Annotated in this window: 16 protein-coding genes; all 16 read right to left on the bottom strand. The window is 38.5% G+C overall.

The features are described 5' to 3' along the window. Position 1: 1 nt before the first annotated feature. The gene (locus EKN16_RS19295; RefSeq protein ID WP_375782040.1) at positions 2–955 is read right to left on the bottom strand and encodes an ABC transporter permease; all 954 of its coding nucleotides are present in this window, start codon (positions 953–955) and stop codon (positions 2–4) included. Continuing rightward, the gene (locus EKN16_RS19300; protein ID WP_125660854.1) at positions 948–2594 is read right to left on the bottom strand and encodes a type 2 periplasmic-binding domain-containing protein; all 1647 of its coding nucleotides are present in this window, start codon (positions 2592–2594) and stop codon (positions 948–950) included. The genes EKN16_RS19295 and EKN16_RS19300 overlap by 8 nt, the downstream gene beginning before the upstream one ends. Positions 2595–2779: 185 nt before the next feature. Continuing rightward, the gene (locus EKN16_RS19305; RefSeq protein ID WP_164522886.1) at positions 2780–4060 is read right to left on the bottom strand and encodes a response regulator transcription factor; all 1281 of its coding nucleotides are present in this window, start codon (positions 4058–4060) and stop codon (positions 2780–2782) included. A gap of 11 nt (positions 4061–4071) precedes the next feature. Continuing rightward, complete coding sequence (locus EKN16_RS19310) at positions 4072–5778, bottom strand: sensor histidine kinase (RefSeq protein ID WP_125660858.1); 1707 nt, start codon at positions 5776–5778, stop codon at positions 4072–4074. A 57-nt stretch (positions 5779–5835) separates the two neighbouring features. Continuing rightward, positions 5836–6171 (bottom strand): S-layer homology domain-containing protein, encoded by a 336-nt coding sequence (locus EKN16_RS19315; RefSeq protein WP_125660861.1) that lies wholly within the window; start codon positions 6169–6171, stop codon positions 5836–5838. Between the two features lie 222 nt (positions 6172–6393). Next, complete coding sequence (locus tag EKN16_RS33095; RefSeq protein WP_232015855.1) at positions 6394–6924, bottom strand: hypothetical protein; 531 nt, start codon at positions 6922–6924, stop codon at positions 6394–6396. A 24-nt stretch (positions 6925–6948) separates the two neighbouring features. Next, entirely contained in the window at positions 6949–7215 is a 267-nt protein-coding gene (locus tag EKN16_RS33100; protein WP_331852382.1) for a recombinase family protein, read from the bottom strand. 29 nt (positions 7216–7244) lie between these two features. Further along, entirely contained in the window at positions 7245–7508 is a 264-nt protein-coding gene (locus tag EKN16_RS33105) for a recombinase family protein (RefSeq protein ID WP_232015857.1), read from the bottom strand. Then, a complete protein-coding gene (locus tag EKN16_RS33110; RefSeq protein ID WP_232015858.1) occupies positions 7509–7874 on the bottom strand; it encodes a recombinase family protein in 366 nt (121 codons plus the stop codon). After that, positions 7871–8038: a hypothetical protein gene (locus EKN16_RS32350; RefSeq protein WP_164522887.1), complete on the bottom strand. Its 168-nt coding sequence runs from the start codon at positions 8036–8038 to the stop codon at positions 7871–7873. Before EKN16_RS32350 ends, EKN16_RS33110 begins: the two co-directional genes overlap by 4 nt. A gap of 15 nt (positions 8039–8053) precedes the next feature. Next, positions 8054–8482, bottom strand: a complete 429-nt coding sequence (locus EKN16_RS19325; RefSeq protein ID WP_125660864.1) for an ANTAR domain-containing protein — start codon at positions 8480–8482, stop codon at positions 8054–8056. Between the two features lie 4 nt (positions 8483–8486). Further along, positions 8487–8918 (bottom strand): hypothetical protein, encoded by a 432-nt coding sequence (locus EKN16_RS19330; protein WP_125660867.1) that lies wholly within the window; start codon positions 8916–8918, stop codon positions 8487–8489. Positions 8919–9439: 521 nt separating this feature from the next. Then, on the bottom strand, positions 9440–10627 hold the full coding sequence (locus tag EKN16_RS19335) for a hypothetical protein (RefSeq protein ID WP_125660871.1): 1188 nt from the start codon (positions 10625–10627) through the stop codon (positions 9440–9442). A gap of 109 nt (positions 10628–10736) precedes the next feature. Continuing rightward, a complete protein-coding gene (locus tag EKN16_RS19340) occupies positions 10737–12263 on the bottom strand; it encodes a hypothetical protein (RefSeq protein ID WP_125660874.1) in 1527 nt (508 codons plus the stop codon). Between the two features lie 146 nt (positions 12264–12409). After that, positions 12410–12916 (bottom strand): hypothetical protein, encoded by a 507-nt coding sequence (locus tag EKN16_RS19345; RefSeq protein ID WP_125660877.1) that lies wholly within the window; start codon positions 12914–12916, stop codon positions 12410–12412. A 192-nt stretch (positions 12917–13108) separates the two neighbouring features. After that, positions 13109–15304 (bottom strand): hypothetical protein, encoded by a 2196-nt coding sequence (locus EKN16_RS33880; RefSeq protein ID WP_232015861.1) that lies wholly within the window; start codon positions 15302–15304, stop codon positions 13109–13111. Positions 15305–15575: the final 271 nt, after the last annotated feature.

The following is a 15575-nucleotide window of genomic DNA, read 5'->3' on the forward strand; positions in this document are numbered from 1 at the left end:
CCTAAAAAATTTTATATTCGGTTAAGCGATATGCCAGCCTATAAGATATAACGATTAACACGAAGGAGACGATCGACTTGATAAGGCTCACGGCAGTCGATATCGAAAACAACATATCCTTGATACCCAATCGGTACACAAACGTGTCCAGTATATCTCCTGTTTCATATACGACTGGATTGTACAAGTTATAAATCTGATCAAATCCGGCATCAAGGATGCTGCCGATGGAGAGCACCGTCATGAGCACCACAATATTAGTGATACCTGGCAGCGTTATGTGTCGCATCTGCTGATAATAGCTTGCTCCATCCACTTTGGCCGCCTCGTACAAGGAAGGATCTATACTCGTAAGTGCTGCCAAATATACGATGGTACCGAACCCGAAGCTTTTCCAGGTATCGGTGATAATGATCACATTAGGGAACCAATTTTTATCCCCCAAGAAGAAAACCGGGTCGATACCGAATATCTTCATCACATTATTTACCAACCCGTTGGTAGGAGACAGTATCTCGATAAAGACACCCGCCAATATGACCCAGCTAAGAAAATAAGGGAGATATACGATGGTCTGTACCGAACGGACAAATAATCTGTTACGCACCTCGTTTAGCAGTAGTGCAAAAATGATCGGCACCAGCAGACCGAGAATAATCTTCATGATAGAAATATAAAGCGTGTTGAACATGACCTGCTGAATGTTGTCCAGCGTGAACAGACGCACAAAATTGTCAAACCCCACGAAGCTAGAGCCGAAAATGCCGTCAGTCGGAGTAAAGTCTTGAAAAGCCATAATGATGCCGAACATAGGTACATAAGAAAATAGGATGAGAAAAATACAAGCTGGCAGCATAAGGCCATGATAGGTAAGCTGCGTTTTCAAAACATACCGGTTTAACTTTTTGTGTGGGATATACGCTTGTTTCTGCTTCACGGTTACACCTCTACTTATTCTGCTGTACCGATTCTCGTACTTCTTTTACAATCTGCTGGCCGCCGCTGGCATCCCAGTCTTTGACAAAATCATCAAATGCATCGATAGGTGCTGCGCCCATAATAATCTTCACATAGACTTCGAGCTTCTTCGTTTCAAGTACACCCCATTTCTTTCTCATCGTCTCTGTACCGGTGCTAAAGTATTCTTCCTGCAGTACCAGATTATTTTTCATATAATAGTTCAGAATTCCGCTAGCACTATCGGGTCCATACATTTTGTAGGTAATATAGTCGTCCTCGGTGGGATTTTTAATGTAACGCATTACACCCTCATAATACATCTCGTTGGAGGGGGACATTTCGCCCACATCTTTGCCCGCCATCTTGTCTTGAATTTTAAGATAGTACCCGATGTCCTCATGGGCAAGCCATGGTTTGACCTGACTAAACTTGGCAGGCATTTCGCCTTTTTCATTTTTGTGGTATTTAAGAATATTTTCCTTACTGCCATATGCTTTTTCAAACCAGAGATTGAACATTTTCACAATTGCTTCAGGATGTTCATAGCCTTTGCGAATGACATAATAAGTGTCTGGACCTGCAACCCCCATTACCTTGGCGTCACCGCCATCAGCACCATAGATCTTGAGGGGTATCCATTCGGCACCCATCTCGCGGTGAGAAGCCCCTAGCGGCCAATCGACCGCATACCAAGGCAACCAGGCAACGCCTACTTTGCTGCTGTCAATTGCTTTGGTAAACTGATTCCAGTCATTGGCGCCAAACTCGCGGTTGATCAAGCCTTCGTTGAATGCTTTATTCAAGAATGCAAGCGCAGCTTTGGTTTCAGGCTGTGTGCCGCCATACACAATTTCCCCGTTAGCATTTTTCACCCAAGATTTAGGATGCGACCCAAAGCTGTCAAACAAGCCAATCAACTCATCTAACGAGTTACTTGTCGTAAAGGCATAAGTGTCCTTCGCACCGTTACCATCAGGGTCATCATTAGTAAAGGCTTTCATTACCTTATATAAATCATCGAAATTTTTGGGAACTTCAAGCTTCAATTTATCCAACCAATCTTTGCGCAGCCAGGTGACGACCCCGGCACTTTCAAGGTACCCCTGAGTAGCAGGCAGCGCATACAGAGTTCCATTTATTTTGGACATATCCATACAAATGCCGCTGTCTGCGACAAGAAACTTTTTGGTTTTTTCACTGGCATACTTTTCGTACACCTCGGTCAAATCTGCAGCCAAACCCGATTTAACTAGCATTTCAAACTGCTTGCGGTTTACAGCCATCAGGTCAGGGATTTGGCCTGAAGCGATTTGCAGATTCAGTTTTTCTTCCAGCTGCGCGCTACTTACGACAAACATATCTTCAAAATTGATCCCTAGATCGTCCCGGTATGCATCGATCCAAACATTGTCTTCTTGCGTTTGGCCATCGATTTTCTCGCTAGAAGGGTCGGACTCTGCGGTTCCCACCGTTAGAGTGATCTTGGGCTCATATTTGCCTGCCGTCTCATTCCAGCTTGATAAACCTTTACTCTGGCTGTTGTTGTCCCCTTCAGATTTTGCAGGCGAGCCCGCGCAAGCCGTTAAAGAGAAAAGAAATGTCGTTATGATTGCGCTTACAAACAGACGATTCATAAATATCCTCCTTGTATACTCGTGCTTGTCATGCAGTCCGAATGGTCTAGGAACAGATCATTATTCCTTACCAAACGCTTTGTATTACCCTAATGATAATTCGTTTATCAATTGAAAAATAGTTACGTTTTCTTTGTATTTATGTACTTTTCGTTGGAATTTTTTACTGACCCTGCTGCAGATTCTTACTCAATTGAAAGGTGTTTTCGGTATTCCTGAGGCGTAATTCCAGTCATTTTCTTGAAAAACCGGCTGAAATAAGAGGCATTGTCATAGCCGACATTGCGCGCAATCTCGTGAATCTTATGTTTGGGGTCTGTCAGCATTTCTTTGCAGATCCGGATACGTTCGACCTTTACATAATCAGACATGTTCATTCCAACCTGCTGTTTGAATAAATGTGACAGGTAAGAGGAATTTAAGTACACGACATCTGCAAGCATGATGAGTGATAAATCTTTGTCCATATTTTGATTTATATATTTAAGTACGATTCCAATTTCTCGGCTGATGCCATTGGTCGCATTAGATGAGCAGGATGCTTCATACTTGGTCGTTTCGGGTAAAATGATAGAGCAATCAAAATCACAGCACTTTTGCATGGTTTCTTTGAACTGAGTATACTTTGTGTGTAAACTCGCTACGCTAACGGCCTGTGTGGAATAGATGATGTTAACGTACTGCCCTGTCAAATGATAAAAACTTTCCTGCGTATTTTCGTACATAACAAAGAGAGATTTTAAGAATATGGCGGCTTCCCCATAGACTCCACCAAGATTCTTGAGCTGTGCCAGCAACGTAACCTCTGACACACCTGTCTCCACCAGTTCATAAGAGAAATGAGGTTTCAGAAATTCCGCCAGTGAAGACTCGAGCGCCATCATCACAAAGGCTCGCTGCGAGACATCCCGCACTTCAATTGCAAGCAACGCCATTTCCATTGGACGCGAAAAATCCAATGTACCGCCTACTCTTCCATCGAACTCATCCAAACCGATTTCACCATATAACAGGCACCGTAGATGGCTGTTTCTTATAGCGCCATCCCACTTTTGGGATTGCAGCTTTAGTTTTTCCGTCAGTCTGAACATCTCCTGGTCACTTTCCACCTCTGCAATTGCTTTTTCCACAGCATCAAATAAAACCTCGTCACCTTCGCTTTTTAGCACATACGCTGTCACCTCAAAGTCGATGGCTCTTTTTGCATACTCGAAATTGTCATGAGCAGATAACACTAGTTTTTTCGTTTTAGGATGATAAACCGAAATCGCTTTTAACAAATCGAGACCGGATACAAAGGGCATACTGATGTCTGTCATCAAAATATGAAAGCTTCCCATCGCCATCAAGTCAAGGCATTCATCCGCAGAATAAGCTTTGTATACTTCAACCATCCCGCCAAAATGCTCAGATATGGCTTGTTTAAGCCAATCGGTTATTGCCGCTTCATCATCAACCACAATCATTCGATACATCCTTATACACCTCTCGTTTCAGTGTCTTGTGAGCTATAGGGTATTTTAATATCTACCTGGCATCCTCCACTGGCGGCATTGGTTACAGACACACCATAATCGGTTCCAAATTTGATTTTTAATCGTTTGTTGATGTTAAAAATGGCAGAATCGGATGGTGCGTCCGGCAGCAAAAGTTCTTTCTTGAATTTATCTAAAAGGTCATCCTCTATCCCTTTGCCATTATCAGAAATGCGAATGATAAGTTCTTGGCCTTCCTGCCTAATTGTTAACACAACCTGCAGACTTTCGCGTTTGTATCCAATACCGTACATAAAGATGTTTTCTATAAAGGGCTGCAGGATAAGCCGCGGCACCTCTACCTGCAATAGGGATGGATCTTCATAATGCACATCAATGGATACCCTGGAGCCGTAACGTTTTTTCATGATCTTCATATACGCTTCCGTGTGCAGCATTTCTTCCTGCAACAACACATCACTGCGCGAATTTTTGGTCAGAAATTTATAGTACTGACTCAAACTGATCGAGAATTCCTCTGCGTTCTCGTTGTCGCCCTCTTTTATCATATGATGCAAAACATAAAAGCTGTTGTATAAAAAGTGCGGGTTGATTTGCGATTGTAATTGCTGGTAAATTGCACGTTGTGCATAGATCTCTTTGATATAGTTTTCGTTAATTAAGTCACTCAGCTTCACGGACATGGTGTTGAAGTTCCGATACAGATAGGAGATTTCATCATTACTCTTGCGTTCAAGCCGAGTAGAAAAATCTCCTTTCTCTACTTGCTTAAATCCATCTATCAACTTCTTAATCGGTTTTTTTACAAGCCGCCCCACCACGATAAAATAAGAGGCAATCGCCGCCACCGTACATAAAAGCACAAAAAACATACTGGTATAAAATCGTTCTAAAAATGAAAAAACATTATATGTAGGCACAAGACTGTAAATAGTGAAATCCCCCAGAGAAGAGGAGGTTTGAATCAATAAGTTATGGGGGAGATCAGTATTCTTAACAGCAAAGTCGGATTGTATCAAATCCCGTGCAGCCTCGCTCGTTGGATTGTACAGGTACTTTTCTTCGTTACCATGAAAAGCAAAAATGATTTCCTCATTTGCAAATCTCTTCTGAGTGTCCACAAGCTTCCATAATTTTTGCATATCAATTTCTGCTGCTATATTCACTGCTGGATCTTCCAAATATCCGCTTTTTGATGCTATAAACATTCTCCCGTCCCACATCACGACACGCTTGTAATCGTGATAGAAAGACCTGATCTTGTTATCTTCTTCCGCGTTGAATTCTTCCAATCCATTCTTCGCTGAAAAACGCCTGTTGGCGGAAGGTATATTTGCCCAAACATCTGAAAAAAGCCGGCTGGTATCAATTGTGTTCTGGAATCTTTCTCGAAAGCGATTGATTGCGGAGATTCCATTATAGTCGATACCATCGGGACCGCTATTGTTAAACTCATTCCAGTCGCTCATATTGGATATCTTGAACAATTGTTGCTTGACATAATCGATATCACTCTCCACCATTTTCATCAATTCACTCTGATTTTGCTGGATTGATTCAATTGCATTGACTTTTAATGAAGACATACTTTGATAAAAAAAGATGAGCATACCAATGACTACTGGTATATTTACCAGCAGCAGGATCACGATCAATTTAGAAAAAAAAGAATTTCGGAGCTTGTTCATTCGTTGTCATCCCCCAAAAAGCTACCTCCCTTAGAGGGAGATTATTTCATTGAACTCTTATTTGCTCTTCAGAAGCCCACCCGCATTTCGGATCAAGCTGCCTCGATAAAAAAGAATAGTACCACCTATTGCCATCATAACCGCCATCTGTTCGCGGGTAATCGGGCTGTCCGGAGCAAACTTGTTATTGCCGATGCCCTGCACGATCTTGTTCTGCACCGCCCATTCGATGTAAGGCATGGCAGCGCTTGTGCTTGAAACATCAGTGAAGCTATTTTGCTTGTACTCGTTCATGTCAGCACCGGAGAGCATGCCCAGCGCCATAAGGAAGTCCGCGCGGTGGCTACCGATCAGTACCTTTGCCGCATCAGATAGCTTGTTAACAGGATTCACTCCGAACGGCGACGTCTCCCACCGCCTGAGGTCTAAAACTCATTAATTTCACTGAAAATTCTGAGTTTATTTTTCCCAAGCTGTTTGGTGACGACACAGTATTGAACGACAATCCGGACAATTTGCTTTTTCAGGGCGAAAGCACATTTTTTTATTTATCAATTCGATATGTTGACACTACGCACTCCACATGGCTTGAGTATCGGTCACTAAACTTTTGGTTTAAAGAAAAGCAGTGGGAGGAGCAAATCTGTAACTGATTTGCGGTATCCCATCTGCTGTGACTTCAATTCTTTCTACCAATCTATGAAGCATATCGGAAGTAAGCTCTTTTAGTTTCATGAACCTTTGTAGTTCTTCCTTCATCCGAGTAATCATAACGTCCAGTCCTTTGGTCTGTGCCACGGTAGATAGAGTACACTTCTTCATTTGAAGTTGTTCGATGTTACTTTTAATCTCTGCTGTAACATCTTTGTATTCAGCCTCAGTAATCTTATCCGATGCTAAGAGTCTGATTAAACCCTTTCGTTCATCGTTTAACTTCTGAAGTTGTTTCTCTACCACTTCCAATTGCTTGGTTAGCTGTTTCCTTGCAGTAGACGCTTTTGCTTCAACTCGCCCCAACACATCCTTCTGATTTAAGGCTTCTGTCCATGTACGGATATCTTCAAGGATGATGGACTTCAGAGCCTCTTCCTTGATTGTGTGCTGACTACATGCATGCTTTCCATGTTTCTGATGAGTACCACACACGTAACCTTTGCGGTTGTTCAGATATCAAAGGCTTTGACCGCAATCAGCGCAGTAAGCAACATTAGTAAACAGATGCTTTTTGTATTTAGGTCGTTTCTTCTTACGACTTTCCATGTGCCTCTGTACAGCTTCAAAGTCTTCATGGGAGACAACAGGAGCGTGGGTATTTGGAATAATTACTTGAGCATCTTTAGCAACCTCAGTACGCACCTTGTTCGTTACACTAAGCGTTGTTTCCCTGCAAAGAACGAGGTCACCAGTATAATGAGGGTTAGTCAGGATTTTCTTGATAGTTGTGCCCTGCCAGTAAAGCCCTGCATTTACTTTACAGCGACTTGAGCAGGTGTAGGAAAGCCTTCTTTGATTAAGGTTCTAACGATTGAATCAAAGCCTTTCCCCTCCAAGTAAAGCCGATACACCCGTCTTACTACCTCAGGCGTTCCATCATTTCTGATGTATAGTTTCCCTTCCCCCACAGTGTAACCGTAAGGAGGAATAGAACCCTTAAACTTACCTTTTTGAGCCTGAGTGCGTATCACTGCTTTAATCCGTTCACTGGTTCTCTGAGACTCTTGTTCGTACATTCATGCGTAAAGTCCGAACATACTACGATTGCCTTCGATTGTGTTAACGGCATTATCAAGGGTTATTATGTGAGTATCGCTTCTTTCAGCCATATCTTTTATCTCATAAGATAGTTTGCCATTACGAGCCAAACGAGATAATTCCTTAGCTAAAATCACATCAAACTTCCGCTGTTTTGCGTCCTCTATGAGTCTTTGCAAATTCGGACGTTTATCAGTAGTCCCACTTTCAACATCTTGATAGATTCCGTGTAACTCCCACCCTTTTTCCTCAATAAAATTAAAGAAGAGGGGTTGTTGATTATCAAGGCTTTTCTTTTGTTCCTCTTTATCTGTAGAAACACGAATAAATACTGCACGTCTCATGATAAAATCTCTCCTTTATCACAAGATGCATCGGTGTCAGCATCTTCATTATACTCGTTCTCGTTGAGTTCTTCTAATACCCTTTCAATTTCAGAATCAATCAACGGCAGAAACAAATCTAAGAAGGACTTACCTTCTTCTGCAAAGATTCTAATTGCTGTCATGTAGCCCCTCCTAGATTAGTTTATAGCCGAATAGCTAATTTCATGTGGACTTAGTATAGTAGCCTGAGGGCTCTTTTCAAGTAATTTCATACGATTACTGAATGTTCCCTTATTGTATAGTTGTTTCATGGTAGCGTACCCAAATGCTTTACCCAGTGAAGTAAAACCAATTATCGTTTCCGCTACTTGTACAGACTTCACTGATTCAAGCCATTCAATTGTTAATTCTTGAGTTCCACTAAATACAAGGTGCGGACTGATTTTTCGAGTTATATAGACAAAGAACTCTTTAGTAAGCAAATCTTTTGCCCGCTTGTCCATCGAGTACTCTCTCATTTCGTGTTCGGAGGGGGAAACCTCCATTCTCAAGATACCTTTCGCCTGCTCAATTACACTCGATGGAGCGTCTTTTCTTCGCCACTCTTTCTCCTTGTCGTAAAACATGATTCTACTGCTGTTGTTCTGCCAAATTACCGTTTCTGTTTGGTAGTTGAAAAAGATAGTCTGTAACCTTATTTCCAACATTAAAGTTCCAACAGACATCAATCCTCTTCACTTTCCATTCGCTACGGTCAATATCAACTTTTAATACATTGCGTAACTGATGAGAAAGCAATGTGTAGAAAAATTCGACATCCCTTGTTGTTAGAAGGACTATATTTTCACTGAAAATGAATTTGGGAATAGATAATTCCACTTCTAGAACAAAGGTAGTCGTGCTATATTTTACAAATGGACTCCGATTACATACGAATGTATAGACATCTGTAATCAATCTGGTATTTTTATCAAGATATGTTGTTACCTTTGCATCTAGTGTTTCAAGAACAACAGACTCTACCACGATGTTCTCAGCTTTCAATCGAACTGTATCAAACACAAAAAATCTCTCCCTGTAAAATCAAAATTTTGTTAGTAAGGTGTTACAGGAACTCGAATTGGTGTGCACAGCCAATTAGTCCTTACACTAAGAATGGTCGGGGTATCCTAACGCTTAGTTGCGATACACTTCATAACCTTCTCACCGTATCTATCGTGGCGACTATGCATTGTGTTGCGATTAGTGCATTTTTATTTGATTTTCACAAAAACGTGAGAAAGCGAAGGTAGGCTAATAACACCTTTTAATGATGGTAACTAACCATTTTACAGTTCTCCCTAGTGCGTCTCTTAAAAGAAATAGGTTATGAATTTAAAGCATTATTGTACGCACAACATATTTGCAAATAAATCGTAGGGGTATTACAACAGTAAAACGGATGAGAGATGAAAGTATTCGTTTAAGCGCCACCCACCCCCTTCTACACAAAAAAGCCTCAGAGCATTGTCTCTGAGGCAATCTTTTATATCCCGTCTCCTAACTATATATCTCCGACTTTCACATTATAAACAGCATCCATGCTAATCAAGACTATAATTGAAATCGGCCTTTGCTTTTATTCCAAAGTGACTTCCAAGAACGTGTACAGTTCCGATAAAATCAACTTTATATTTGTTAGTGTATCTATTATCCCTTATATCTTGGTAGTTCAATGTAATATAAATGGAAGGAATCAACAATGGCCGTTGAAGTTTCTTTTTATCATAATACTCTTTCATATGTGTAAAATCCTTATCAGAAAGCATAATGAAATTATTTATATTGTAAATACTAGATATAATTATTCCATTTGTCTTACTATTTATCGGTAAGGATATTCCCTCTTCATTTTCAATATAAGCAATTTGCTCGCTTTGTACAAATTTATCTCCACTGTATTCAATTTGCTCTACTGGATTCATAAATATCCACAATAAATTTCTATCCGTTACAAAGGCATCTTCCTTCAAAATTTCAATAATTATTTCAACATTTTTAGCATACCCCATGCCAGTGTTTACTATAGCAATATTAAATAACTGAGATAAGGAAGGAAAATGACTATAATTTTTAATATCATCTTTTTTATTAACTTCCGAATACTTTTCAGGGTAAAATAACAAAGATTCCTCACTATCAAAAGTTATCAATAAATGTGGTTTTATACGTTCATTTTTTTCTTCTGAAAGAGACTTTTGTAATTCTTCACTTATTATCTTTTTAACCTCAGAGGGGAATTTATCAATCTTTAGATTCATTTCATTATTAACCCCAAGAATTGCCCTTGTCGTATCATAAATCCTTTCTGTTTTCCAATAAATATTGTTATTTTGTAATAATCTGCGAATTTCAATATCTTGTTGAAGATTATTTTGTAAAGTAACGGTGAAATACCTAATAAAATCAGTCTGAATCGAAGACGTAATGCCATACCCCTTCAAGTCTATTTCTACGAAAGTTAGCTCTTCCTCAAATAAATTACTTGAAACAAGTTCAAGTAGTGTATTATTTTCCACTATTAACGTTATTGTCTCTTCAGACATCTCATCATTTTTTATAAACTGACTAATGCACAAATCAATTGTTTTTTCAAAAGCAATTCTGATTCTAGTTTCAATGCTTTCTTTTTGCAATTGGTCTAAACTTTTGATTACATTTTTTTTAAATATGTAATTTGTTATAAAACCTGAGGCTGAACTAGCCAATTTACCAATCGTTAAGAGTTCCACAGTCACAGACTCCTATATCATTATAATTTTTCTTTGCACCTTTAATAAAAAAGCATACAATAACACATGTCTAATATATCAACCTTTCATATTAGTAAAAAAAATAATATCAAGCTAACTCGTTTTTTATTATCTTTCTTAAATCATTTATAAAATGTCGATCTCTCACTACAGAGGAAGTAGATATTAACTCCCACCATAGGGAGTTTTCATAACAGAACGATTCATTTGATTCCTCTTGGCGATTTCCGACTCTCCAGTTTTCCCCGATTGTCAGCTTATCTTTAAACCTAACAACAGAGGCATAAATTGCATCACCATCTATTACATACTGTCCCAAAGTGTTATTCACCTCCACATTACATGGATAAGCAGCGACAGCTTGAATATCATTTACCACATCTTCATACAATTGTTTCAATTCATAGAGTGCTGATAGGTCAATCACTATTGTTGCTACGTATGACTCCCGTCTTCTTGGCAAATCAATAAAATCATGGGCATATCCTAACAAAGTTTTGATTTCTTCTTCTTCGTTGGAATAAGGGCTAGCTAACCCCGCTTCTGATAATTCATATCTATTACAAATCCATACTGAAACTTTTCTAATAAGCAGAGTATACGCATCTATCCGATTAAACGCTTTTAGAAGTAAGGAGGAAGAAACTATTGAAACTGCATATTTATCGGAAATTGGAGAGAAAAATCCGGAATTGTTGTTTATTAAGGTTTCTAGTATGTCTGCTGTTTCCTCAGCTACTGATACCTCTTGTCGTTTAATTTGAAGTAAACCAAGAAGACCTAAAACCTCCATTAGTTGCGAACATATTACCGGATAAGCTATGAAGGATAAAACTCCCCGAGTATGTTGATAGAAAACTGACTCGTCCTCTCTATAAGATTGTCTGATTGGCTCGATAAATTTAAGTGCATTAACCATAAAATGGTCCTCTGCCAGTCTTAAACAATCTTCTGACCACTTTGGTAAAGACCCGATATCATGCAACGCATGTACCATTGCTCGTACTGGAAAAAGACTGACGTATGTTGCCATAGCTAACCTATTTGTATTTATTAACTCGTGAGTGAATAGTGTAGACTCTAAAATTACTCCGAGGAAGGAACGTTTATCCTTAGATAAACATTTATCTATCCATCTTCGGGAATATTGCTCTAATTCCTTGAAATTCGATTCGTTTTTCTTTAGCTTGGACAACAATTGTAATAAATCCGGTGTTTCTTCAATCAGCCCTAAAGGACTAATTCCACCAGTAAGCATCATCTCTATTAAAGTGTCGATATCCCATACTTTAAAACCTATTTTCCCTTCAGATTTACATCTATCATTGTATTGTTGCGCAGAAACGGTAGCCCCACCAACGAGTCTACCCGTTGTAATAAGAATAATTTCTCTTTCTAACTCTTCATCAAATGAAGGATGAGAGAGAGGGTTAATTCTTGCCTCTTCAATTTGCCATCGAATTTGACCCCAGTCAGCAAGTCCAATGTTTCCACCTTTTGATTGAAATACATATTGAACTGTCTTTTCACCTTCTATTTTTTTTGCTATAAAATCCTTTCCGAACTCGTACGCACCGTGAGTGAAATGAATGTCATGGAATCCGTTCTTCAACAAGATGCAAAGAAGGGGGATGTCAAATTGCCTTTCGTTCAATGTTTCAATATAACTTACGAGTGCGTTTCTTAGCAAAGAAATCATCCCTCTTCCGTGAAATTATCTCTTCCATTTGTTTTTGTTGGTGTTCGCTCGGTGGATTATCTTCAAGAACCTTTCGCATGGGGATGTATGAACACCGTAGGCATGTTCGGACTACCATCATCATTAAAAGTAATCTCTATTTTCTCCAACAATTCTAAGAACAAGTCGAATGAGAAGGGTTGACCTCTACCATCTACCACCTGACCGCTTACATCACATACTTCCCCTAAAAATTGAAAAATTTGAGGAACGAGCGATTCAATTCCGGAGTCAGATGCTTCATCAATACTTTTTATCAAAGCCTCAACATTAGTCCTCGTAATCACATCAAACGGTATATTAAACTTCATTTCAATTTTTGCAGGTTCTTTGTCTAAAATGACTTCATCAGCACTAGTCCGCATACGAGCAGGCCCTTCATGACTAATTGTCCCTATTCCGGACAATAATTCATTCTTTAACGACATGAATGACCTAGTGGTATCTTGGAAGTAATTTATAAAAGCATCTTCATATTCAGGAAGTGCGGTAATAATCTTTGCTTCGTGTTTTAAATTTGGTTTATCCATAACTTCACCATCCAATTTAAATTAATACCATTATACATTTTCTTCCTACAAGAAAAATAGCCCCTCATAGAGGAGCTAAACACAGATGAATCTTATAATCAGTAGTGAATAGCACATATGTGTTGAGTAAAGTGCTATACGATCTGCCCATAATTAACAAGCATCACTTAATGAACTTTTGAGATGATATCTTTATTTATTGACCATGACATCTTTTGAATTTCTTACCACTACCGCAAGGGCAGGTTTCATTTCTACCAACTTTTTTCCTAAATAGCTCCCTTTAGATTTACTTAAAGCAGCAAAGTCGAATGGGTTTCCATTCAATACAAAATCCTGAAACGCTAGATGAGGGTCAGCCTCATTGATAATTTGGTTTTGTCGTGGAACTTCAGTCAACTTATTAATTAATCCCTCAATTGTTATTGGGCATTTTAAATATTTTATAAAGTCTTCTATATTAGGTTCACTATTCCATAGTTTCTGCTGACTAATCACATTTCGTGACCCTGCTTCCACTTTAATCTCTTCCACTTTTGGGTCTAAGAAGAACTTAAGAAATGACGAAACATCTGTAATGTAAGCACCTGATTCTATTCTTCCGGTAAAATCAAAAATATTAGTACAAACTATTTTTATTATATCGTCCGCAACAATTGGTGTTTTAGGTAAAGGAATATTCATATTCTCCAAAACTTTGTCCCATTGCTTGATTAGTATGTCAGCTCTTCGATTAACTTGGGTGACCCCATAAAAAATATCATCTTCTCTTTGCTTAATCTCTTTTGAAGAAAAGGGATGATTCAAACATTTTAATTCGATTAATACAACCTTATTCTTAAAAGTAGCTATCAAATCGTACTCCACGTCTCTACCATCGTATGCCTCAAACTTAACTTTAGAGGTGTTGACAGAAACATGCGACGCTAGACTTAAGACTTCTTTTATTTCTTTTTCGAGTTCAGTACCCTTAGCCGAAATATTAATATCCCAGTGCGATAGATGTCTTCCAACAATCCGGTTCATGTTCATTTGTATGACTAAATGGGTCGTAAAGACAACTCGCTCATCCCCAATGTATATCAAAGGTTGTGAGAAAATATCTAACAGCGGCTTTGGTCTAAACACGAACAATTCAATTATCTTCTTAGCCTTTTCTTCGTCCAAACCTGATAATTCAGCAAAATGGGATTCTAACTCCTTTAATTCAAATATTGGAGTTAAATATGTAAAGTCATCATCTGCAAAATGAGAATGTGAGTTTGTTCGATATACAAAAGCTAAAGACATTAAGTACTTAAAACCTTCGAATAATTCACTCAATCTAATATTTTTATCTTGTCCAATCATTATATGATCAACGAGTGAGCCCAAATCTTCGTTTAATTGTCGCTTCGATACATCCAGAGCACCTTCAACCACCTGCTCTCCAAGTTGGAAAACTTCCCTCTCTAAATTGAAAATAGATGAAGGCGATGATAAGGAGAAATTAGATTTTTGCTCAATTTCTTTGATAGTATGCGACATTTTCTCGAAGTCATTTCTCTTCGCAAAATTAATATAATCCCTATACTTATATCTTTGGACAGCAACTCTTTCCTTTTTATAGTCATCAGCATTTGGTGCACTGTAATAATGAGCATAAACTTTTTTATCAATCTCATGTCGTGTAAAATTCCATCCCCTAAACTTAACCTTAGACCACAGTTCATCTAGATAGCCTCTGTGTAAGGCTAAATACATTATTTCTTGAAGACTCGGTATACCATAAGGGGAAATATCCTGATAGGCCTTAATTTCTTGATTATCGATTTTCCCACTAGCCTTGAAGTGGAGTAGCCTTATCAAGGTATCCATAATCTCTAAATTGGTTTCCATAACATCAGCAACAGAAACCTGTTTTTCAGTCTCAGGTAATTCATGCTCCATACCTGTTACATAACCTTGACTGCTAATTTTACTACTCATTTTCTTATTAGCATAAAAAGATTGGCTTTCAATAAATGTACAAAGCATTTGAATTTGTTTAGTAAAGGGATAGTTCAAAAAATCGTTTTTAAATAATCTTTCTTCATTACTTTTTGCCGCCCTGTGAATGTCATTTATAGTGCTTACAATTTTAATAAAAGTGTTTTTGAAATCTGTAGAAAATTCCCCATCTCCATTTTCAAAGCATCTCTGTACTAATCTGCAAGCCTTAAAGAAAAACTCCAATTCTTCTTTTCTGAACTTCCTACTTAAGGGGTCGGTTAAACATCCACTAAGCATAAAGTTCCTATAAAACTTTTTACCATCGAAAATAAAAAGACCGATAATCTGTTTTGCGCACGATTCCAAATCTTGATCGCTAATGTATTTTTTTAAACCTTCATAAGTGAATTCGCTCATTACGTTATAGTCCTTTCAAGTTATCTCTGAAAAAATGTTTTTGAAACCATTTTTCTAATGATAACTTATTTTCTTAAGTAGTTAAATAAAAACCCTTCCACATTTTGGGAAGGGTTTGATCACCGATGCACCTTGTATTCAATCGTTTCTTATTAGTAGTGAACAACACTCCACATGCACCGTATGCGGGAACATAGGTTAGTTGGCTGACATTTGTTGAAGTAGACTAAAGCCTTGATTTATAAGGGTTTTCTATACTATAGTCTGGATC

The sequence above is a fragment of the Paenibacillus baekrokdamisoli genome, assembly GCF_003945345.1.
GTDB classification, from domain to species: domain Bacteria; phylum Bacillota; class Bacilli; order Paenibacillales; family Paenibacillaceae; genus Paenibacillus_Z; species Paenibacillus_Z baekrokdamisoli.

What these genes read in the sequence shown, in the direction of transcription:
- EKN16_RS19300 (WP_125660854.1), bottom strand. Translation starts at nt 2,594, where the DNA reads ATGAATCGTCTGTTTGTAAGCGCAATCATAACGACATTTCTTTTCTCT.
- EKN16_RS19305 (WP_164522886.1), bottom strand. Translation starts at nt 4,060, where the DNA reads ATGATTGTGGTTGATGATGAAGCGGCAATAACCGATTGGCTTAAACAA.
- EKN16_RS19310 (WP_125660858.1), bottom strand. Translation starts at nt 5,778, where the DNA reads ATGAACAAGCTCCGAAATTCTTTTTTTTCTAAATTGATCGTGATCCTG.
- EKN16_RS33105 (WP_232015857.1), bottom strand. Translation starts at nt 7,508, where the DNA reads ATGTACGAACAAGAGTCTCAGAGAACCAGTGAACGGATTAAAGCAGTG.
- EKN16_RS33110 (WP_232015858.1), bottom strand. Translation starts at nt 7,874, where the DNA reads ATGAGACGTGCAGTATTTATTCGTGTTTCTACAGATAAAGAGGAACAA.
- EKN16_RS32350 (WP_164522887.1), bottom strand. Translation starts at nt 8,038, where the DNA reads ATGACAGCAATTAGAATCTTTGCAGAAGAAGGTAAGTCCTTCTTAGAT.
- EKN16_RS19325 (WP_125660864.1), bottom strand. Translation starts at nt 8,482, where the DNA reads ATGTTTTACGACAAGGAGAAAGAGTGGCGAAGAAAAGACGCTCCATCG.
- EKN16_RS19345 (WP_125660877.1), bottom strand. Translation starts at nt 12,916, where the DNA reads ATGGATAAACCAAATTTAAAACACGAAGCAAAGATTATTACCGCACTT.
- EKN16_RS33880 (WP_232015861.1), bottom strand. Translation starts at nt 15,304, where the DNA reads ATGAGCGAATTCACTTATGAAGGTTTAAAAAAATACATTAGCGATCAA.